The sequence below is a fragment of the Allobosea sp. 67-29 genome (genome assembly GCF_001898115.1).
Classification (GTDB): Bacteria; Pseudomonadota; Alphaproteobacteria; order Rhizobiales; family Beijerinckiaceae; genus Allobosea.
Genome location: NZ_MKSQ01000007.1, coordinates 172,302 through 189,134, shown reverse-complemented (window position 1 = coordinate 189,134; position 16,833 = coordinate 172,302). Strand labels below are relative to the sequence as shown.

At 67.0% G+C, this 16,833-nt stretch carries 14 protein-coding genes; 6 read left to right on the top strand and 8 right to left on the bottom strand.

Annotated elements, in window-relative coordinates; genetic code table 11:
- The first annotated feature begins 10 nt into the window (after positions 1-10).
- The 6 genes from BGO20_RS04605 (at position 11) to BGO20_RS04580 (ending at position 7,940) form a co-directional block, all read left to right on the top strand.
- Positions 11-1,147, top strand: a complete 1,137-nt coding sequence (locus BGO20_RS04605) for a M20/M25/M40 family metallo-hydrolase (RefSeq protein ID WP_291662314.1) — start codon at positions 11-13, stop codon at positions 1,145-1,147.
- A 179-nt stretch (positions 1,148-1,326) separates the two neighbouring features.
- Positions 1,327-2,907, top strand: a complete 1,581-nt coding sequence (locus BGO20_RS04600) for an ABC transporter substrate-binding protein (RefSeq protein ID WP_291662315.1) — start codon at positions 1,327-1,329, stop codon at positions 2,905-2,907.
- 37 nt (positions 2,908-2,944) lie between these two features.
- Positions 2,945-3,886: an ABC transporter permease gene (locus tag BGO20_RS04595; protein WP_291662316.1), complete on the top strand. Its 942-nt coding sequence runs from the start codon at positions 2,945-2,947 to the stop codon at positions 3,884-3,886.
- On the top strand, positions 3,883-4,809 hold the full coding sequence (locus tag BGO20_RS04590) for an ABC transporter permease (protein WP_291662317.1): 927 nt from the start codon (positions 3,883-3,885) through the stop codon (positions 4,807-4,809). The genes BGO20_RS04595 and BGO20_RS04590 overlap by 4 nt, the downstream gene beginning before the upstream one ends.
- Positions 4,806-6,425, top strand: a complete 1,620-nt coding sequence (locus BGO20_RS04585; RefSeq protein ID WP_291662319.1) for an ABC transporter ATP-binding protein — start codon at positions 4,806-4,808, stop codon at positions 6,423-6,425. Before BGO20_RS04590 ends, BGO20_RS04585 begins: the two co-directional genes overlap by 4 nt.
- A gap of 39 nt (positions 6,426-6,464) precedes the next feature.
- Positions 6,465-7,940, top strand: a complete 1,476-nt coding sequence (locus tag BGO20_RS04580; RefSeq protein ID WP_291662321.1) for an amidase — start codon at positions 6,465-6,467, stop codon at positions 7,938-7,940.
- A gap of 5 nt (positions 7,941-7,945) precedes the next feature.
- Here the strand turns inward: BGO20_RS04580 and BGO20_RS04575 are convergent, their stop codons facing one another.
- From BGO20_RS04575 to BGO20_RS04540, 8 genes are all read right to left on the bottom strand, one after another.
- Entirely contained in the window at positions 7,946-9,235 is a 1,290-nt protein-coding gene (locus BGO20_RS04575; RefSeq protein ID WP_291662323.1) for an ArgE/DapE family deacylase, read from the bottom strand.
- Between the two features lie 204 nt (positions 9,236-9,439).
- Complete coding sequence (locus BGO20_RS04570; protein ID WP_291662325.1) at positions 9,440-10,243, bottom strand: MBL fold metallo-hydrolase; 804 nt, start codon at positions 10,241-10,243, stop codon at positions 9,440-9,442.
- 7 nt (positions 10,244-10,250) lie between these two features.
- Entirely contained in the window at positions 10,251-11,051 is an 801-nt protein-coding gene (locus BGO20_RS04565; protein ID WP_291662600.1) for a TatD family hydrolase, read from the bottom strand.
- Positions 11,051-12,610, bottom strand: a complete 1,560-nt coding sequence (gene metG, locus BGO20_RS04560; protein WP_291662327.1) for a methionine--tRNA ligase — start codon at positions 12,608-12,610, stop codon at positions 11,051-11,053. The genes BGO20_RS04565 and metG overlap by 1 nt, the downstream gene beginning before the upstream one ends.
- Positions 12,611-12,631: 21 nt before the next feature.
- On the bottom strand, positions 12,632-13,702 hold the full coding sequence (locus BGO20_RS04555; protein WP_291662328.1) for a DNA polymerase III subunit delta': 1,071 nt from the start codon (positions 13,700-13,702) through the stop codon (positions 12,632-12,634).
- On the bottom strand, positions 13,702-14,349 hold the full coding sequence (gene tmk, locus BGO20_RS04550; protein ID WP_291662331.1) for a dTMP kinase: 648 nt from the start codon (positions 14,347-14,349) through the stop codon (positions 13,702-13,704). Before tmk ends, BGO20_RS04555 begins: the two co-directional genes overlap by 1 nt.
- A 1-nt stretch (position 14,350) precedes the next feature.
- The gene (locus BGO20_RS04545; protein ID WP_291662332.1) at positions 14,351-15,505 is read right to left on the bottom strand and encodes a D-alanyl-D-alanine carboxypeptidase family protein; all 1,155 of its coding nucleotides are present in this window, start codon (positions 15,503-15,505) and stop codon (positions 14,351-14,353) included.
- A 133-nt stretch (positions 15,506-15,638) separates the two neighbouring features.
- Entirely contained in the window at positions 15,639-16,817 is a 1,179-nt protein-coding gene (locus BGO20_RS04540) for a septal ring lytic transglycosylase RlpA family protein (protein WP_291662335.1), read from the bottom strand.
- Between the last annotated feature and the right edge of the window lie 16 nt (positions 16,818-16,833).

Sequence of the window (16,833 nt, the reverse complement as noted above, 5' to 3'; positions counted from 1 at the left end):
GGACGCCCCGATGAATCTCGAGAACCTGCCGCTCGACACGGACGAGCTGCTCGCCGGCCTGCGCCCCTGGATCGAGTGCGAGAGCCCGACCTTCGACGCCGCCGCAGTGAACCGCATGATGGACCTCGCCGCGGCCGCAACCGCAGCGGCGGGGGCGACGATCACGCGCATTCCCGGGCCGTCCGGGCTCGGCGATTGCGTGCGCGGAGATTTCCCGCACCCGCGACGCGGCGAGCCCGGCATCCTGGTGATGTCGCATCTCGACACGGTCCATCCGGTAGGGACATTGGCGAAGCTGCCGTTCCGGCGCGACGGCTCGCGCTGCTACGGTCCCGGCATCCTCGACATGAAGGGCGGCGCCTATGCGGCGCTGCAGGCCATCATTGCCCTGGCGAAGGCAGGCATCGAGACGCCGCTTCCGGTGAGCGTGCTCTACACCAGCGACGAGGAGATCGGCAGCCCCGGCACGCGCGGGATCATCATGGAGCAGGCGCGCCGCGACCGCTTCGTGCTGGTGCCCGAGCCGGGGCAGCCGGGGGACGGCGTGGTGACCGGCCGCTACGCGATCGCGCGCTTCAATCTGCTGGCGCAGGGGCGTCCGAGCCATGCCGGCTCCCGCCTCAGGGACGGGCGCTCGGCGATCAACATGATGGCACGACAGCTCATCGCCATCGAGGAGATGACCGGGGAGGACTGCACCTTCTCGGTCGGCGTCATCGAGGGCGGGCGCTGGGTGAACTGCGTCGCGACCTCGTGCAGAGCCGAGGCCCTGAGCATGGCGAAACGGCAGGCTGACCTGGACCGCGGCGTCGAACGCATGCTCGCGCTGAGCTATCGCGACGCGGACGGAACCGGCTTCGCGGTGACGCGCGGCGTCACCCGCCCGGTCTGGGAGCCCGATGAGGGGACCATGGCGCTGTACGGCCTCGCCCGGGACATCGCCAATGAGCTGGGGTGGGACCTCGGCCACGCCTCCGCCGGTGGCGGTTCCGATGCCAATTTCACCGGCGCGGCCGGCATTCCGTCGCTCGACGGGCTCGGCCTTCTCGGTGCCGGCTATCACACGCTGGAAGAACACATCGAGATCGACAGCCTGCCGCGCCGGATCAGGCTCATGGCGGGGCTGCTCGCGCGCCTCGCGAATTGACCGGCGGTTGACAAGGCGGGGTTGCTTAAAGGAGCCTCGCTCCTTCATGGCACGGCGCCTGCATCCGGGCGGACAGGGATCGACAAAGGCAGGTCGGGACGAACAATCGCACATCAGGACGCATTCGCATCACGATCACACAGAACGGGCGCCGGAACGGCCAGAGGGGAGATCACAGGATGTTGTCGCGTTTGAAGACCATCACGGCGGGAATGCTGCTTGCCGGCACGATGCTGGCCCAGGCCGGCCCGGCGCAGGCCGAGACGACGATGAAGGTCGTCATGCATTCCGACGTGAAGATCGTCGATCCGATCTGGACGACCGCCTATATCGTCCGCAACCACGGCTACATGATCTACGACACGCTGTTCTCGATGGACGAGAAGGGCGAGATCAAGCCGCAGATGGTCGACACCTATACGGAGTCGCCCGACAAGCTGACCTACAAGTTCACGCTCCGCGACGGCCTGCTCTGGCATGACGGCAAGCCCGTCACCTCCGAGGACTGCATCGCCTCGATCAAGCGCTGGTCGGCCAAGGATCCTGTCGGCCAGAAGCTGATGACCTTCGTCGACGCCATCACGGCCGACGACGCCAAGAGTTTCACCGTAAAGTTGAAATCGCCGACCGGCCTGCTGATCTTCGGGCTCGGCAAGCCGTCGTCGAACGTGCCGTTCATGATGCCGAAGCGGGTGGCGGAAACGGACCCCAACACGCAAATCTCGGAATTCATCGGCTCGGGGCCATTCGTTCTGAAGCAGGACGAATGGAAACCCGGCGACAAGATCGTCTACACCAAGTTCAAGGACTACAAGCCCCGCGCCGAGCCCGCCTCGGGCCTGGCCGGCGGCAAGGTCGCCAAGATCGACCGCATCGAATGGCTGGCGGTGACGGACCAGCAGCAGGCCGTCAACGCGCTGCTGGCAGGCGAGATCGACATGATCGAGCAGCCGGCCTTCGACCTGATCCCGCTGCTCAAGGACGACAGCAACATCAAGCTGTGGAACTACAACCCGCTCGGGCTGCAGTACACGATGCGCTTCAATCACACCCAGCCTCCCTTCGACAATCCGAAGGTGCGACAGGCGGTGACCTACGCGCTGAACCAGAAGGACTTCCTCGAAGCGACCGTCGGCAACCCCGAGTATTATCAGGTCTGTAAGGCGATGTTCGTCTGCGGCTCGCCGCTCGCCTCGGAAAAGGGCATGGACGGGCTGCTCGAGTCGAACTTCAAGAAATCCCAAGAGCTACTGAAGGAGGCCGGCTATGACGGCAAGCCGGTGGTGCTGCTGCATTCGACCGACCTGCAGTCGCTGACGAATCTCGGTCCGGTTGCCAAGCAGTTGCTCGAGAAGGGCGGCTTCAAGGTCGACATGCAGTCCTCCGACTGGCAGACGGTCGTTTCCCGGCGCGTCCGCAAGGATCCGATCGACAAGGGCGGCTGGAACCTGATGCAGACCTCCTGGGTCTCGGCCGATATCCTGAACCCGGTCATGGCCGGCTTCTTCAATGCCAGCTGCGACAAGGCGGCCTTCGGCTGGCCCTGCGACGCTGAAATGGAGAAGCTGCGCGACGACTTCGCGCGCGAGCCCGATCCGGCCAAGCAGAAGGCGATCGCGGAAGCGGTGCAGATGCGCTGGCGCGAAGTCGTCACCCATGTCCATCTCGGCCAGTACAACGTGCCGATCGCGACCCGCAAGAACATCACCGGCATCCTGACGGCGCCGGCGCCGGTCTTCTGGAACGTCGAGAAGAAGTGAGGCGGATGCGGCTCCTTCCTCGCCGGAACCTGGCCTGATGCCGGGCTATATTCTGCGGCGCCTGCTGGCGGCGATCCCGGTCCTGGTGATCGTCGCCGTGCTGGTCTTCCTGATGCTGCGGCTGACGCCGGGCGATCCCGCGGCGGTCATCGCCGGCGACAATGCCAGCTCCGAGCAGATCGCGCTGGTGCGCAACCGGCTCGGACTCGATCAGCCGATCCTCGCCCAGTTCACGATCTGGGCGAAGAACCTGCTCTCGGGCAATCTCGGCGAATCCTTCTTCTTCAAGAAGCCGATCTCGGAGCTCATCCTCGGGCGCATCGAGCCGACGCTGTCGCTCGCCTTCGCGACCATGCTGATCGCGATCTGCGTCGCGATCCCGCTCGGCGTGCTCGCCGCCTACAAGCACGGCTCCTGGATCGACCGCATCGTGATGGGCTTCTCGGTGCTGGGCTTCTCGGTCCCGGTCTTCGTGATCGGCTACATGCTGATCTATCTCTTCGCGATCACCCTGGGATGGTTTCCGGTGCAGGGCTACCAGCCGATCTCGGCCGGCTTCGGCGGGTATCTGCAGCGGCTCGTCCTGCCTTCGCTGACGCTCTCGGTGATCTATGTCGCGCTGATCGCGCGGATGACGCGGGCAAGCGTGCTCGAAGTGCTGAACGAGGACTACATCCGCACCGCGCGCGCCAAGGGGCAGGTCGAGCGCAAGATCCTGTTCCGCCACGCGCTGAAGAACGCCGCCGTGCCGATCGTCACGGTGGTCGGCATCGGCATCGCCCTGCTGATCGGCGGCGTCGTGGTGACCGAGAGCGTCTTCGCGATACCCGGCCTCGGCCGCCTCACTGTCGATGCCGTGCTGGCGCGCGACTACCCGACGATCCAGGCCGTGATCCTGCTGTTCTCCGGCATCTATGTCGGGATCAACCTGCTGATCGACCTGACCTACAGCCTGTTCGACCCGAGGATCCGCTATTGAGCGCCGAGCCGACCCTGCTGGCGCCGGTCGCCGATGAACCCGCCTCCTCGGGCCGGGGCGTCCTGCGCCGGCTCCTGACCAATATCTCCGTGCTCATCGGCGGCTCCGTGCTCGTGCTGATGACGCTGATCGGGCTGCTCGCCCCGCAGCTCGGCACCATCGACCCGACCGCGATCAACCCGGTCGCGCGCAACAAGAAGCCGGGCTTCGAACGGACCATCCGCGCGGAGGACGGCGCAAGCTCGACCTTCACCCACCGGATGGGGACCGATTCCCTCGGCCGCGACGTCTACAGCCGGGTGGTCTACGGCGCGCGCATCTCGCTGGTGATCGCACTCGCGGTTGCCATCGCCAGCATCGCGATCGGCCTCGTCATCGGCCTTCTGGCCGGCTATGTACGCATTCTCGACGGGCCGATCATGCGCGTGATGGACGGGTTGATGGCGATCCCGGGCATCCTGCTCGCCATCGCCGTGGTCTCGCTGTTCCGGGCGGGGCTGCTCGCCGTCATCGTCGCGATCATCGTGCCCGAGATCCCGCGCGTCGTCCGGCTGGTGCGATCGATCGTCCTCTCGGTGCGCGAGGAGCCCTATGTCGAGGCCGCGATCATGGCCGGCACACGCCTGCCCAAGCTGATGGTGCGCCACATCCTGCCGAACACCACCGCACCGCTGATCGTGCAGGGCACCTTCATCGCGGCTTCCGCCATACTCGTCGAGGCTATCCTTTCCTTCCTCGGCATCGGCATCCCGCCGGAGACGCCGAGCTGGGGCAACATCATGGCCGAGGGGCGCAATCTCTTTCGCGTGTTTCCGCACAACATCCTCTACCCCGGCATCTTCCTGGGACTGACGGTGCTCGCCGTGAACATCCTGGGCGACGGCCTGCGTGACACGCTCGATCCGAAGATGGCCGGCCGATGAGCGTCGAAACGGATCCTGTGCTGGAGGTCTCGGGCCTCACCATCGCGCTGCCTGGCGGCGGCGACAGGCCGCATGCGGTCGAGGACGTCTCGCTCAGCGTCGGCAGGGGGGAGATCGTCTGCGTGGTCGGCGAGTCCGGCTCGGGAAAGTCGGTTACGGCATTCTCGGTGATGGGACTGCTGGCGAAAGTGCTGAAGCCCGTGGCGGGAGCGATCCGGCTGGAAGGTGAGGATCTGCTCGCCGCTTCGCCCCAGCGCTTGCGCGCCCTGCGAGGCGACCGCATGGCGATGATCTTCCAGGAGCCGATGACCGCGCTCAACCCCGTGCTGACGATTGGCGACCAGATCGAGGAGGTGCTGCGCATTCACACCGATCTCGACCAGCCGCAGCGCCGTGCCCGGGTGCTCGCCATGCTCGAAGCGATGCGCCTGCCCGATCCCGAGCGCATGCACGCCTCCTATCCGCACCAGATCTCCGGCGGCCAGCGCCAGCGCGTGATGATCGCGGCGGCCCTGATCCTCGACCCCGCACTGCTGATCGCCGACGAGCCGACGACCGCGCTCGACGTCACGACGCAGGCGCAGATCCTCAAGCTCATCAAGGAGATGCAGGAGCGGCGCGGCACGGGCGTGCTGTTCATCACCCATGATTTCGGCGTCGTATCCGAGATCGCCGATCGGGTGGTGGTGATGGAAAAGGGGCGCGTGGTCGAGCAGGGGCCTGCGGCGCAGGTGCTGCGACAGCCGAAGCACCCCTATACGCGCATGCTGATCGCGGCTGTGCCGGTGCTGAAGCCTGCGCAACGGCCCGAACCGGCGGGGCCGATGGCCCTGGAGACCACCGGGCTCGGCAAGACCTACCGTTCCGGCGGGCTGTTCAGCAAGGAGCGCGTGGTTGCGGCCGCCGCCGGTGTCGGCATCCGCGTGCGCCGTGGCGAGACGGTCGGGATCGTCGGCGAGTCCGGCTCGGGAAAGACCACGGTGGCACGCTGCGTCGCGCGGCTGATGCCGCCGAGCGAAGGTCAGATCCTGGTGCCGGACATCGACATCGCGCGGCTCTCCGAGCGCCGCCTGCGGCCTTACAGGCGCAAGATCCAGGTGGTGTTCCAGGATCCCTTCCGCTCGCTCAATCCACGGCGCAAGGTGGGCGAGTCGATCATCGAAGGCCCCGTCAATTTCGGCCAGAGCCGGTCGGTCGCGCTCGCTCGCGCTCGCGAACTGATGGAGCTCGTCGGCCTGCAGCCCTCGGCTCTGGCGCGCTATCCGCACCAGTTCTCAGGCGGCCAGCGCCAACGCATCGCGATCGCGCGCGCGCTGGCGATGGAGCCGGAGATTCTGATCGCCGACGAGGCCGTCTCGGCGCTGGACGTCTCGGTGCAGAAGCAGGTGCTCGCCCTGCTCGACGATGTTCAGAAACGCTTCGATCTCGCCATCCTGTTCATCACCCACGACCTGCGCGTCGCCGCCCAGATCTGCGACCGCCTGGTGGTGATGGAAAAGGGCAGGGTGGTGGAACAGGGCCGCACCGCGGATGTCTTCGCCGCCCCGGCCCACGCCTATACCCGCAGCCTGATCGAGGCCGCCCCCGGCCGCGATTTCGCGACCGGCGAAGGCTGAACCGACGCTTCGGAGCGAGCCGCGGATGAGGGCATCGGCATGACCTTGGCAATGAGCTGGGAGGAGTGGAGCTCCCATGACGCGACCGGCCTGGCCGCGCGTGTGCGCAACGGGGAACTGACGCCCACGGAACTCGCGCGGCAAGCTGCGGCCGGCATCGCGCGGACCAATCCGGCGCTCAGCGCCGTGGTCGAGATCTTCGAGGACGTCGTGTCCGATCCGCTCGGGGACGGGCTCGACCCGTCAGGCCCGTTCGCCGGGGTGCCCTTCCTGATGAAGGATCTCGGCCCGACGCTGAAAGGAAGACTGCAGGAGCAGGGTTCGCTGTTCATGCGCGGCAACCGCCCGGCCGCCGACGCCTGGCTGACCGGACGGATGCGCAAGGCCGGTCTCAACCTGATGGGCCGGACGACCACGCCGGAATTCGGCGTCTGCAGCTCCGCCGAGAATCCCGCCGTCTACATCACCCGCAATCCCTGGAACACCGACTACACCACCTGCGGCTCGTCCGCCGGCACGGCGGCGGTGGTAGCGGCAGGCGTCCTGCCGCTGTCGCATGCCACCGATGGCGGCGGCTCGATCAGGATTCCCGCCGGTTTCAACGGCAATATCGGGCTCAAGGCGTCCCGCGGCGTCTTCTCGATCGCGCCTGGCCTGTCGGACATCACCGGCTATGTCTCGACGCAGGGTTGCCAGAGCCGCAGCGTGCGCGACACCGCCGCCTTCGTCGACGCGTGCCGCGGCGGCGCTCCGGGCGAGTTCATGCCGTACTGGGCCGCCCCGGAGCCTTATTCCACGCTGATCCGGCGCGATCCTCCGCCGTTGCGCATCGCCCTGTCGCACGAATGGGGGGACTATCGCGCGACGCCCGCCATCGTGTCCGAGCTGGAACGGGCAGGGCGGTTCCTCGCGGAGCTCGGCCACCACGTCGACTGGGCGTTGCCGGATGTCGACCTCAGGGCCGCTTTCGCGGCGCAGACGACCTGCTATATCAGCAATTTTGCGCAGGTCATTGCCGGTTTGCTCGAAGCGCGGGGCTTGGCCAGACCGCCGGAAGAGCTGATCGAGCCGATGAATATCCGGATCTGGGAAGCGGGCAGGGACATGTCCTATGCCGAGCGTTACCGGATGCAGGCGGTGTTCAACAGCACGGCGCGCGGCTTCGGAGCCTTCTTCGAGACATGGGACGTCATCCTGACGCCGATCACCGCCTTGCCGACACCGAAGATCGGCACCCGCGACTATCTGACGACCAGCGACAATCCCGACGTGCTCGACTGGTTCGGCAATCTCTGGCGGTTCTTCGCCTATACGCCCTTGTCCAATCTGTGCGGGATTCCCGCGCTATCGATGCCGATGGGCCGGCAGGAGAACGGATTGCCTTTCGGCATCCAGGCACAGGCGCGACAAGCCAATGACGGCCTGCTGCTTCAGCTGGCGGCCCAGGTCGAGCGCGCGCTGGAGGGGCGCTGGAACGACGGCCGGCGGCCAGCCATCCATGTGGCGGCGGACTGACGCGCTCAGCTGTCGGCGCTCTCCAACCCGCACCATTCCGCGATGAACAGCGCCATGGCGCCGGTAATGCGCTTGACCGAAGCCAGGCTGACGCGTTCGTCGAAGGCATGGATGCCTTCGCCGGACGGGCCGTAGCAGAGCGCCGGAATCCGGTCGTAGAGCGCGTAGACACGGGCATCCAGATAGGCGGCCGTCATGAAGGAGCGCAGCGGCTTGCCGATGGCCGCCTCATGCGCCCGTCCGAGCACAGCCTCCGCCTCGCTCCCGGGCTCGAGCACGTAACCTTCGGCCCAGAACCCGTTGAAGGTCACCTTCGGCGGGTTGTTGGCGAGGAAGGAGTCGCTCCGCGACGCTGCACGGATGCAATCCTCGACCCGCTGGGCGATCTCCTGCGCGGTGACGCCGGGATAGAGGCCGATGCGGCAATCGACCTTGCACCAGCAGGGCACGGAGGAGGCCCAGTCGCCGCCCTCGATCTTGCCGATATTCAGATTGAGCGGGTGCGGTTCATCCTCGAAATGACGGCGACCGACCTTCTCGGCGTTGAGTTCGGCTTCCAGCCCGCGCAGCGCGGCGACGATCCGGTAGGCGGCATCGATCGCGTTCGCGCCCGTGCCCATCTCGCGCACATGCGCCGGCACGCCGCGAACCTCGAACTGGAACCAGAGCACGCCGATATTGGCCCGGGCCAGCATTTCCTGCTCGGGTTCCGGGATCAGTGCCGCATCGGCGCGATAGCCGCGCAGATGCGTCATCAGCGCGCCGTTGCCGGTTGATTCCTCCTCCACCACCGACTGGACATACACCGTCGCCGCCGGCTGCAAGCCGATACGTTTCAATGCGTCGAGGCAGAACAGGTTCGCGCCGGCCCCCGCCTTCATGTCGGCGCTGCCGCGGCCGTACATCCAGTCGCCCTCGATCACCGGGTCGAACGGCGCATGCGTCCACTGATCGCGCGGGCCGGCAGGGACCACGTCGACATGTGCCTGCAGGATGAGCGAGCGGCCTTTCTCGACACGTGGGCGGTGAATGCCGACGACGATCGGTGCCTGGGAATGCGTATCCGAGAACGGCGCGCCGCCGGGATGCGCGGCGATCGCCTCCCTGTCCATCGCGAAGCGATCCATGGCGTAGCCGCGCTCCTTCATGGCGCGGAAGACGAAGTCCTGCACGGCCTGCTCCTGCCCACGCGTCGAAGCGAAGCGGACCAGGTCCTGGGTATATCTGATCTGCTCGTCGAAGCCCGCATCCACGGCGGCGAGGATGCGGTCGCGCAGGGCAGGGTCGAGGGACATGCGTTCACTCCAGGAGGTCGACTCGGCGCAGGCGGACCGCTAGCGCGCAGCGCGCAAGCCTACGATGCCGCCAAGCCTTCCGGATACAGACGCCTGCGCAGGCGAGGACGGCGCGGCGCGCACCGCCGGTGCGGCAATATTCGATTCGCATAAGACATATTATGGAACTTAAATGAAGACGCAGATCGAATGGACGTGACGCTGTCAGCCCTTCGCCCGGATGACCATGCCGTCGAACGCCACTTCGATGTCGTCCGGCAAGCGGTTGGAAAGGCTGCGATAATCCAGATCGACGTGGAGGTTCGTGAGGACGGCGCGTCTCGGCTTCAGCAGCGCAATCGCCTCCAGCGACTCGGCCAGATGGAAATGGCTCGGATGCGGGGTCTCGCGCAGGCAGTCGAGGATCAGCGTGTCGAGCCCGGCCATCGTCTCCATTGCCGCCGGCGGGATCAGGCTGACATCCGGCAGATAGGCCAGATCGCCGAAGCGGAAACCGAGCGCCTCGTAGTTCGGACCATGCTCGACCCGGAACGGCAATGCATCGATCGGTCCGCCGGCGCCCTCGATCGTCTGGGCATGGCCGGCATTGATCTCGTCCATGTCCAGGATCGGCGGATAATAGCTGCCGGGCGGCGTCTCGAAGAGATAGCCGAAACGTGTGCGCAGCGCTTCTTGCGTCGGCGTGTCCGCATAGAGGCGAATGCGCCGGCGCATATGCAGGACCAGCGCGCGAAGGTCGTCGATGCCGTGGGTATGGTCGGCATGAGCGTGCGTCATCAGCACGCCATCGAGCGCCGGCACCTCGGCCGACAGCAATTGCTCGCGCAGGTCCGGCGTGGTGTCGACCAGAACGCGGGTCGTGCCGTTAGGGCCCGAGCGCTCCACCAAGATCGAGCAGCGCCGCCGCCGATTGCGGGAATCTGTCGGGTCGCAGGCCCCCCAGCCGGAGCCCGGCCGCGGTACACCGCCGGAAGAGCCGCACCCGAGGATCGTGACCGTCAGCGCCATCGCCGGTTCAGGCGACCTGCGCCACCGGTGCGGCGTGGTCCATCTTCCAGTAGCAGCGTCGTGCGTTTTCCGTCGTCATCCGCGCCGCCTCGTCGAACGAGAGGCCGATCGCATCGGCAAGGACCTTCGCGGTTTCAACGACGTAAGAGGGTTCGTTACGTTTTCCTCTGAACGGTACAGGCGCAAGATAAGGCGCATCCGTCTCGACCAGCAGGCGCTCGCGCGGGACCATGCGCGCTATGCGGCGCAGGTTTTCCGAGGTCTTGAATGTCAGGATACCGGAGAACGAAACATACAGGCCGAGTTCGACACCGGTCATCGCCAGCGCCTCGCCGGCGGTGAAGCAGTGCAGAATGGCAGGGAAGGCGCCCTTCCCCATCTCCTCGCGCAGGATCGCGGCCATGTCGTCGTCGGCTTCGCGCGAATGGATCACCAATGGCAGCTGCGTGATCCGGGCAGCGGCGATATGGGTTCGCAAGCCTTGTGCCTGCGCCTCGCGCGGGCTCGAGTCGTAGTGATAGTCGAGCCCGGCTTCGCCGATGGCGACGCAGCGCGGGTGACGCGACAAGTCGACGAGGCGCTCGGCGGTGACGTCGAGCTCCTCATGCGCCTGATGCGGATGCGTGCCGACGGAGAACCAGACCGACGGAAAGCGCTCGGCGATCGCGGCATAATCGGCAAAGCGAGCAACCCGTGTCGAGATCGTCACCATCCGGCCGACCCCGGCGGCCTCGGCCCGCGCCACATAGGCCGGCAGGTCCTCGGCGAAATCCGGGAAGTCGAGATGGCAATGCGTATCGATCAGCATCACGCGGCCTGACCGTCTTCGGGCTCGACATAGCGCGGAAAGACCGCGCTTGGCGCCGGCAGCGGCGCGCCGCTCGCCAGACGTCCGGCGTTGCCAAGGGAAGCGAAGCTGCGTGCCTCGGAGGCGATGGCGAGCAGGTCGAGCAGCTTGCCGGCCGCCACCGGCATCACCGGCTGCACCAGGATCGAGACCTGCCGGATCACCTCGATCGTGACATAGAGCACCGTATCGCGGCGGGCAGGGTCGCTCTTGGTCAGGCGCCAAGGCTCGTTGCCGGCGAAATAGCGGTTGGCTTCCGCCACCACCGCCCAGATCTCGGCCAACACCGTGTGTAGCGCGAAATCCTGCATCGCCGCACGCGCCCTGACGAGCGCGCCGTCTGCCATGGCGAGCATGGCCTCGTCGGCTTCCGTCAGCGTACCGGGCGCAGGCACCCTGCCCTCGCAGTTCTTGGCGATCATCGAGAGCGAGCGCTGCGCCAGATTGCCGAGATCATTGGCGAGATCGGCGTTGATCCGGCCGACGATGGCGTCGTGGCTGTAATTGCCGTCCTGGCCGAAGGAGACCTCGCGCAGGAAGAAATAGCGCAACTGGTCGACGCCATAGGTCGCGGTGAGGTCGAAGGGGTCGACGACATTGCCAAGCGACTTCGACATCTTGGCGCCCTTGTTGAGCAGGAAGCCGTGGCCGAAGACGCGCTTGGGCAGTGGCAGACCGGCCGACATCAGGAAGGCCGGCCAGTAGACCGCGTGGAAGCGCACGATATCCTTGCCGATGATGTGGACATCGGCCGGCCAATAATGCGCGCGGGGGCTCTGCGGATCGGGAAAACCCGTTCCGGTCAGGTAGTTGTTGAGCGCATCGACCCAGACATACATGACGTGCTTCGGGTCGCCCGGCACGGGAAGACCCCAGTCAAAGGTCGTGCGGCTGATCGAGAGATCTTCGAGCCCGCCCTTCACGAAGGACACGATCTCGTTCCTCCGCGTCTCCGGCGAAATGAAGTCCGGGACGTCTTCATAAAGCTTCAGCAGCGCGTCCTGGTATTTGGCGAGGCGGAAGAAGTAGCTCTCCTCCTCGATCCACTCGACAGGAGTGCCCTGCCCGCCCAGGCGCGTGCCATCGGGCTGGAGGGTCGTCTCCTCCTCGCCGTAGAAGGCTTCGTCCCGCACCGAGTACCAGCCGGAATATTTGGCGAGATAGATGTCGCCATTGGCCTCCATCCGCCGCCAGAGCTCCTGCGTCGAGGGCAGATGGTCGGTGTCCGTGGTGCGGATGAAGCGGTCGAAGGAGCAGCCGAGCGAGCGCTCCATCTCCTGGAAGCGCCCGGCGATCTTATCGACGAACTCCTTCGGCGACAGGCCGTTCTGGGCCGCCGTGCGCGCGACCTTCTGGCCGTGCTCGTCGGTGCCGGTCATGGCGAAGACGTCGTAGCCGTCGAGCCGCTTGAAGCGGGCGATCGCGTCCGCCGCCACCATCTCGTAGGCGTGGCCGATATGCGGCGGCCCGTTGGTGTAGTGGATCGCGGTCGTCAGGTAGAATTTCGGGGCCGTGGCCATCGTCTGTCCGAGAGCTTCGCTTCACGCTGCGCGCGAGCGGGAAACCGCAGCCGACAGATCATGAAACATCGACATCACCAGCGGGCGTCGGTCGAGATTGTAGGTCTCGACCTCGCGCGCCGAACGCTCCAGCTTTTCCCATACCTCCGCCAGCGGTGCAAGGCGCGCCGGTTGCGCCGCAGCATGGGCATGAAGATGGTCGGAGAGCCAGCCCTGGACCGTCTCGATCATCACGGCGAAGTCACGCTCGCCGGCCTTGCCGGCGACATCCTCGGCAAGGGCCAGCACGGCGCCGAGGTCGATCCGAGGCAGCGCATCGAGCCGGGCCCTGACGCTCTCGACCAAGGCCAGGGTTTCGGGGTCGACATAGGTGAGCGCGCGCCTCACCGAGCCCTCGGCGAGCGAGGCTGCCCGCTCCAGGGCGGATAGGTCGAAAGGCGCGTCCATGCGCTCCAGGGCCGTGCGCCCGGCCGCCACCACATCATCCGCGGTCAGCGGCTCGAAGCCGAGGAGGCGACAACGCGAGCGGATCGTCGGCAGCAGCCGGCCCGGCGCATGCGCGACGATCAGGAACAGAGCGCGCGGCGGCGGCTCCTCGAGCAGCTTCAGCAGCGCATTGGCGGTCGGCCGGTCCATGTCCTCGGCGGAGTCGACGATACAGACGCGCCAGCCGCCTTCGGCCGCGCTCGCGCCGAAGCGATCGATGACGCGCCGCGCCGCATCGACGGGAATGTTGCTGGTGTAACTCTTGCCGTCGGGCTTCAGGCTGCGCCGAAGAAGATGCAGGTCCGGATGCGAGCGGGCGATGACGCGCCGCGTCGCCGGATCGCTTTCCGGCATGGCGAGGCTGTCGCTGCCCGCCGCCCTCCGCAGCGGGTCGCCGGCCGCGAGCATGAAGCGGGCGGCGCGGTAGGCGAAGGTCGCCTTGCCGACGCCCTGCGGCCCGCCCAGGAGCCAGGCGTGATGCATCCGCCCGCCGCGCAAGGCATCGAGGAAGGCACGCTCCTGCGCAGCGTGGCCGACGAGCGCCAGCGTCTCACGGGGGTGCGGGGCGATCGGCAGCCGGTCGGGTTCGTCGCTCGTCTCGCGCATCAGCTGTCCCGCCTTGTCAGACGCTCGTTCACCGCCGACCATGCGGCATCCGCCAGCGCCTCGGGCGGCTGGCCCGCATCGAGCACGACGCAGCGGCCCGGCTCCCGCTTGGCAATCCCGAGATAAGCCTCGCGCAGCTTGCGATGGAACGCCAGCGTCTCGCCTTCGAAACGGTCGACGCTCTCGCCGGGGCGACGCCGCGCCGCGGCGCGGGCGAGGCCGATGCGGGGATCGAGATCGAGGATCAGCGTCAGCTCCGGCATCAGCCCGTCGATCGTGGCCTGCTCCAGCTCGGCGAGCAGACCGGGATCGATTTGGCCGAGCACACCCTGATAGACGCGGGTGGAATCGATGAAGCGATCGCAGATCACCCAATTGCCCTCGGCCAGCGCCGGCTTGATGAGCCGATCGATATGATCGATGCGCGCCGCGGAGAACATCAGGGCCTCCGCGAACGGACCGAACGATTTGATGCGGCCGGCCAGAATCGCCTCGCGGATCGCTTCCGCCTTGGGCGATCCGCCGGGCTCGCGCGTCGTCACGACGCTGGCGCCACCCTCGCGCAGCCGCCGCGACAGAGCCCGCGCCAGCGTCGACTTGCCGGCGCCCTCCCCGCCCTCGAGCGTGATGAAATGCCCTTGATTCACGTCAGGACCGCGTGATCCGCGCAAGCGCCTGTCGAACCCAACCGGTCGAGAGCTCGAGCAGCGCGTCGAGTGCACGGCCCTGCAAGCTGCCCGCCTTCACCGTCTCGGCAGCATAGAGCGGCACCGCCAGCGTCTTCACTTCGCCGCGCGACACGATCAGCTGCGCCACGGGCGCGCCCTCCTGCACGGGCACGTTCAGGGGCCCCTGGTAGACGATGCGGGCCGAAAGGCGCTCGCCCGTGCCGCGCGGCAGCAGCAGGCTGACCGCTCCCTTGGTGCGCAAGGCGATGCGGCTCTTCTCGCCGCCATACACGCTGGCTTCCCCGACCACTTCGCCGTCGCCGAAGAGCTGGCGCTTCTCGAAAGCACGGAAGCCCCATTCCAGCAGCTTGCGCGCCTCCGAGGCGCGGTCGCGGCCGGTCTTGAGACCGTTCACTACGACGATCAGCCGTTGGCCGTTTTCCACCGCGGAACCGACGAGGCCATAGCCGGAGTCGTCGAGATCCCCGGTCTGCAGCCCATCGGCGCCGATCTCCATCGTCAGGAGCGGATTGCGATTCACCTGCCGGATCTTGTTCCAGGTGAACTCCCGCTGGCCGAAGATCTTGTAGAGGTCGGGATAGGTCCTGACGATGTGGTTCGCCAGAAGGGCGAGTTCGCGGGCCGTCACGCGCTGCTCGGGATCCGGCATGCCGGTCGCGTTGCGGAAGACCGATCTGGTCAGGCCGAGCGCCCTCACCCGCTCCGTCATCACCCGGGCAAATGTCGCCTCGTCGCCGGCGATCGCCTCGGCCAGCGCGATGGCGGCGTCGTTGCCGGCCTGAACGATCAGCCCCTGCAGGATATCGGAGAGCCGGATGCGGCTGTGTACGATAGCGAACATCGTGGTGCCGCGAGCCGGCGCCCCGCCCTTGCGCCAGGCATTCTCGGATATGCCGATTTCGCTATCGAGGCTGAGGCGCCCCGCAGCGATCTCCTGGAATGCGACGAGCGCTGTGGCGATCTTGGCCATGCTGGCCGGCACCATCGGCTCGTCTGCTGCCTTTTCGTAGAGGACCGCGCCCGAATCCGAATCCAGCAGGAAAGCGAAAGGCGCCTGGGACTGAAAATTCTGCGCCCGGGCGGGCAGCGCGACGGCGGTGACGAGAAGCGCCACCGCCAAACCGCAGACCGGCCCGGCAAGCCACCCGCCCGCCGAACTCGACCTGCCTCGCACTCCCGAAAAATACGCCACGCTCATGCCTCGATCTGAAGCAGAGCGCCGTGGCTCCGGTCAAGCCGGAGCGACGTCAATTCCGTGCCAGCGACTGCAGGCTGTGCGGCACGAGGCGATTGAGCGGATGCGTCTTGCCGAAGCGCTCGATCGGAGCCTTCTCGGGTGAAGCGAACAGGCTCGCGACGCTGGCGCGCACCGGAGGCAAGGTCGTGCGCAGCGTTGCGGGAACCACGACCGGCCGTGCGGCGTTGGCAATCGTGTCGAGATCGAAGGGGCGGTTCGGCGGCAGCGGGGCACCCCGCACGGGCGTCGCCGCTATGGGAGCCGACTGGGCGAACGGCGTCGAATGCGCCGAAGCGAGCGTGGCGACGATCGGTTCGGCCGGAGCGATCGTCCGCGGCTGCGGCGGGGCATAGGCTTGCGCGACGGGCTGGCGGTCTGACGCCGCGCTCGGGAGCGGAGCCTCGGCCTGGGTGTCGATCTGGTCCTCGATGTCCGGGCTCGGGGTCCGGTTCGTGGAGGCGCCGCTGGCGCTGGCGACCATCGTCCGCGCGCTCGTTCCAGGGATCGGCGCCGGCGAGCCGTCGGTACGAAGGGTCGCGAGGAGAAGCTTGTCATCCGAGCCGGCGAGAGAGGCTTGGCCGAGATATTCCATCTTGATCCGCGCCGTGCCGAGATGGCGGAAGGCCAGGGCCTCGGCGGTGCGCTGCGACACGTCCATCAGGCGCCCGCCATGGAACGGGCCGCGATCATTGACACGCACGATGATCGACCGGTTGTTGAGCAGATTGGTCACGCGGGCATAGGCCGGAAGCGGCATGGTCGGATGCGCCGCCGTGATGCTGTTGCGGTCGTAGACCTCGCCGTTCGCGGTGCGGCGGCCGTGGAACGCCTCGCCGTACCACGAGGCGGTGCCGACCGCCGAGAACCCGACGGGCTTCTCGAACGGAACGTAGCGCTTGCCGGCGACGGAATAGGCCTTGCCCACGAGATGGCGGCCGCCGCCCTTCGGCACAGGCTGGCCGTCGGCGACGACACGGGGGCTGGCAGCACCGTATTTCCACTGCGGAAACGCACCGATCTCCTTGGAGCGGCGGCCGGCAACCTGGTTGCCGGCGCAATTGGCTGCGAGCAGGCCGACGAGAACGACGCACCCTAACCTGGCGATGGAAACGCGACTGAAGGGCGCCGTCGCCGACCCGGAAAATTCTGGGGATGTCTCCGTGGCCGAAAAGCGCGCGCCTCGAATCATGCCGTCATTTCCGTCT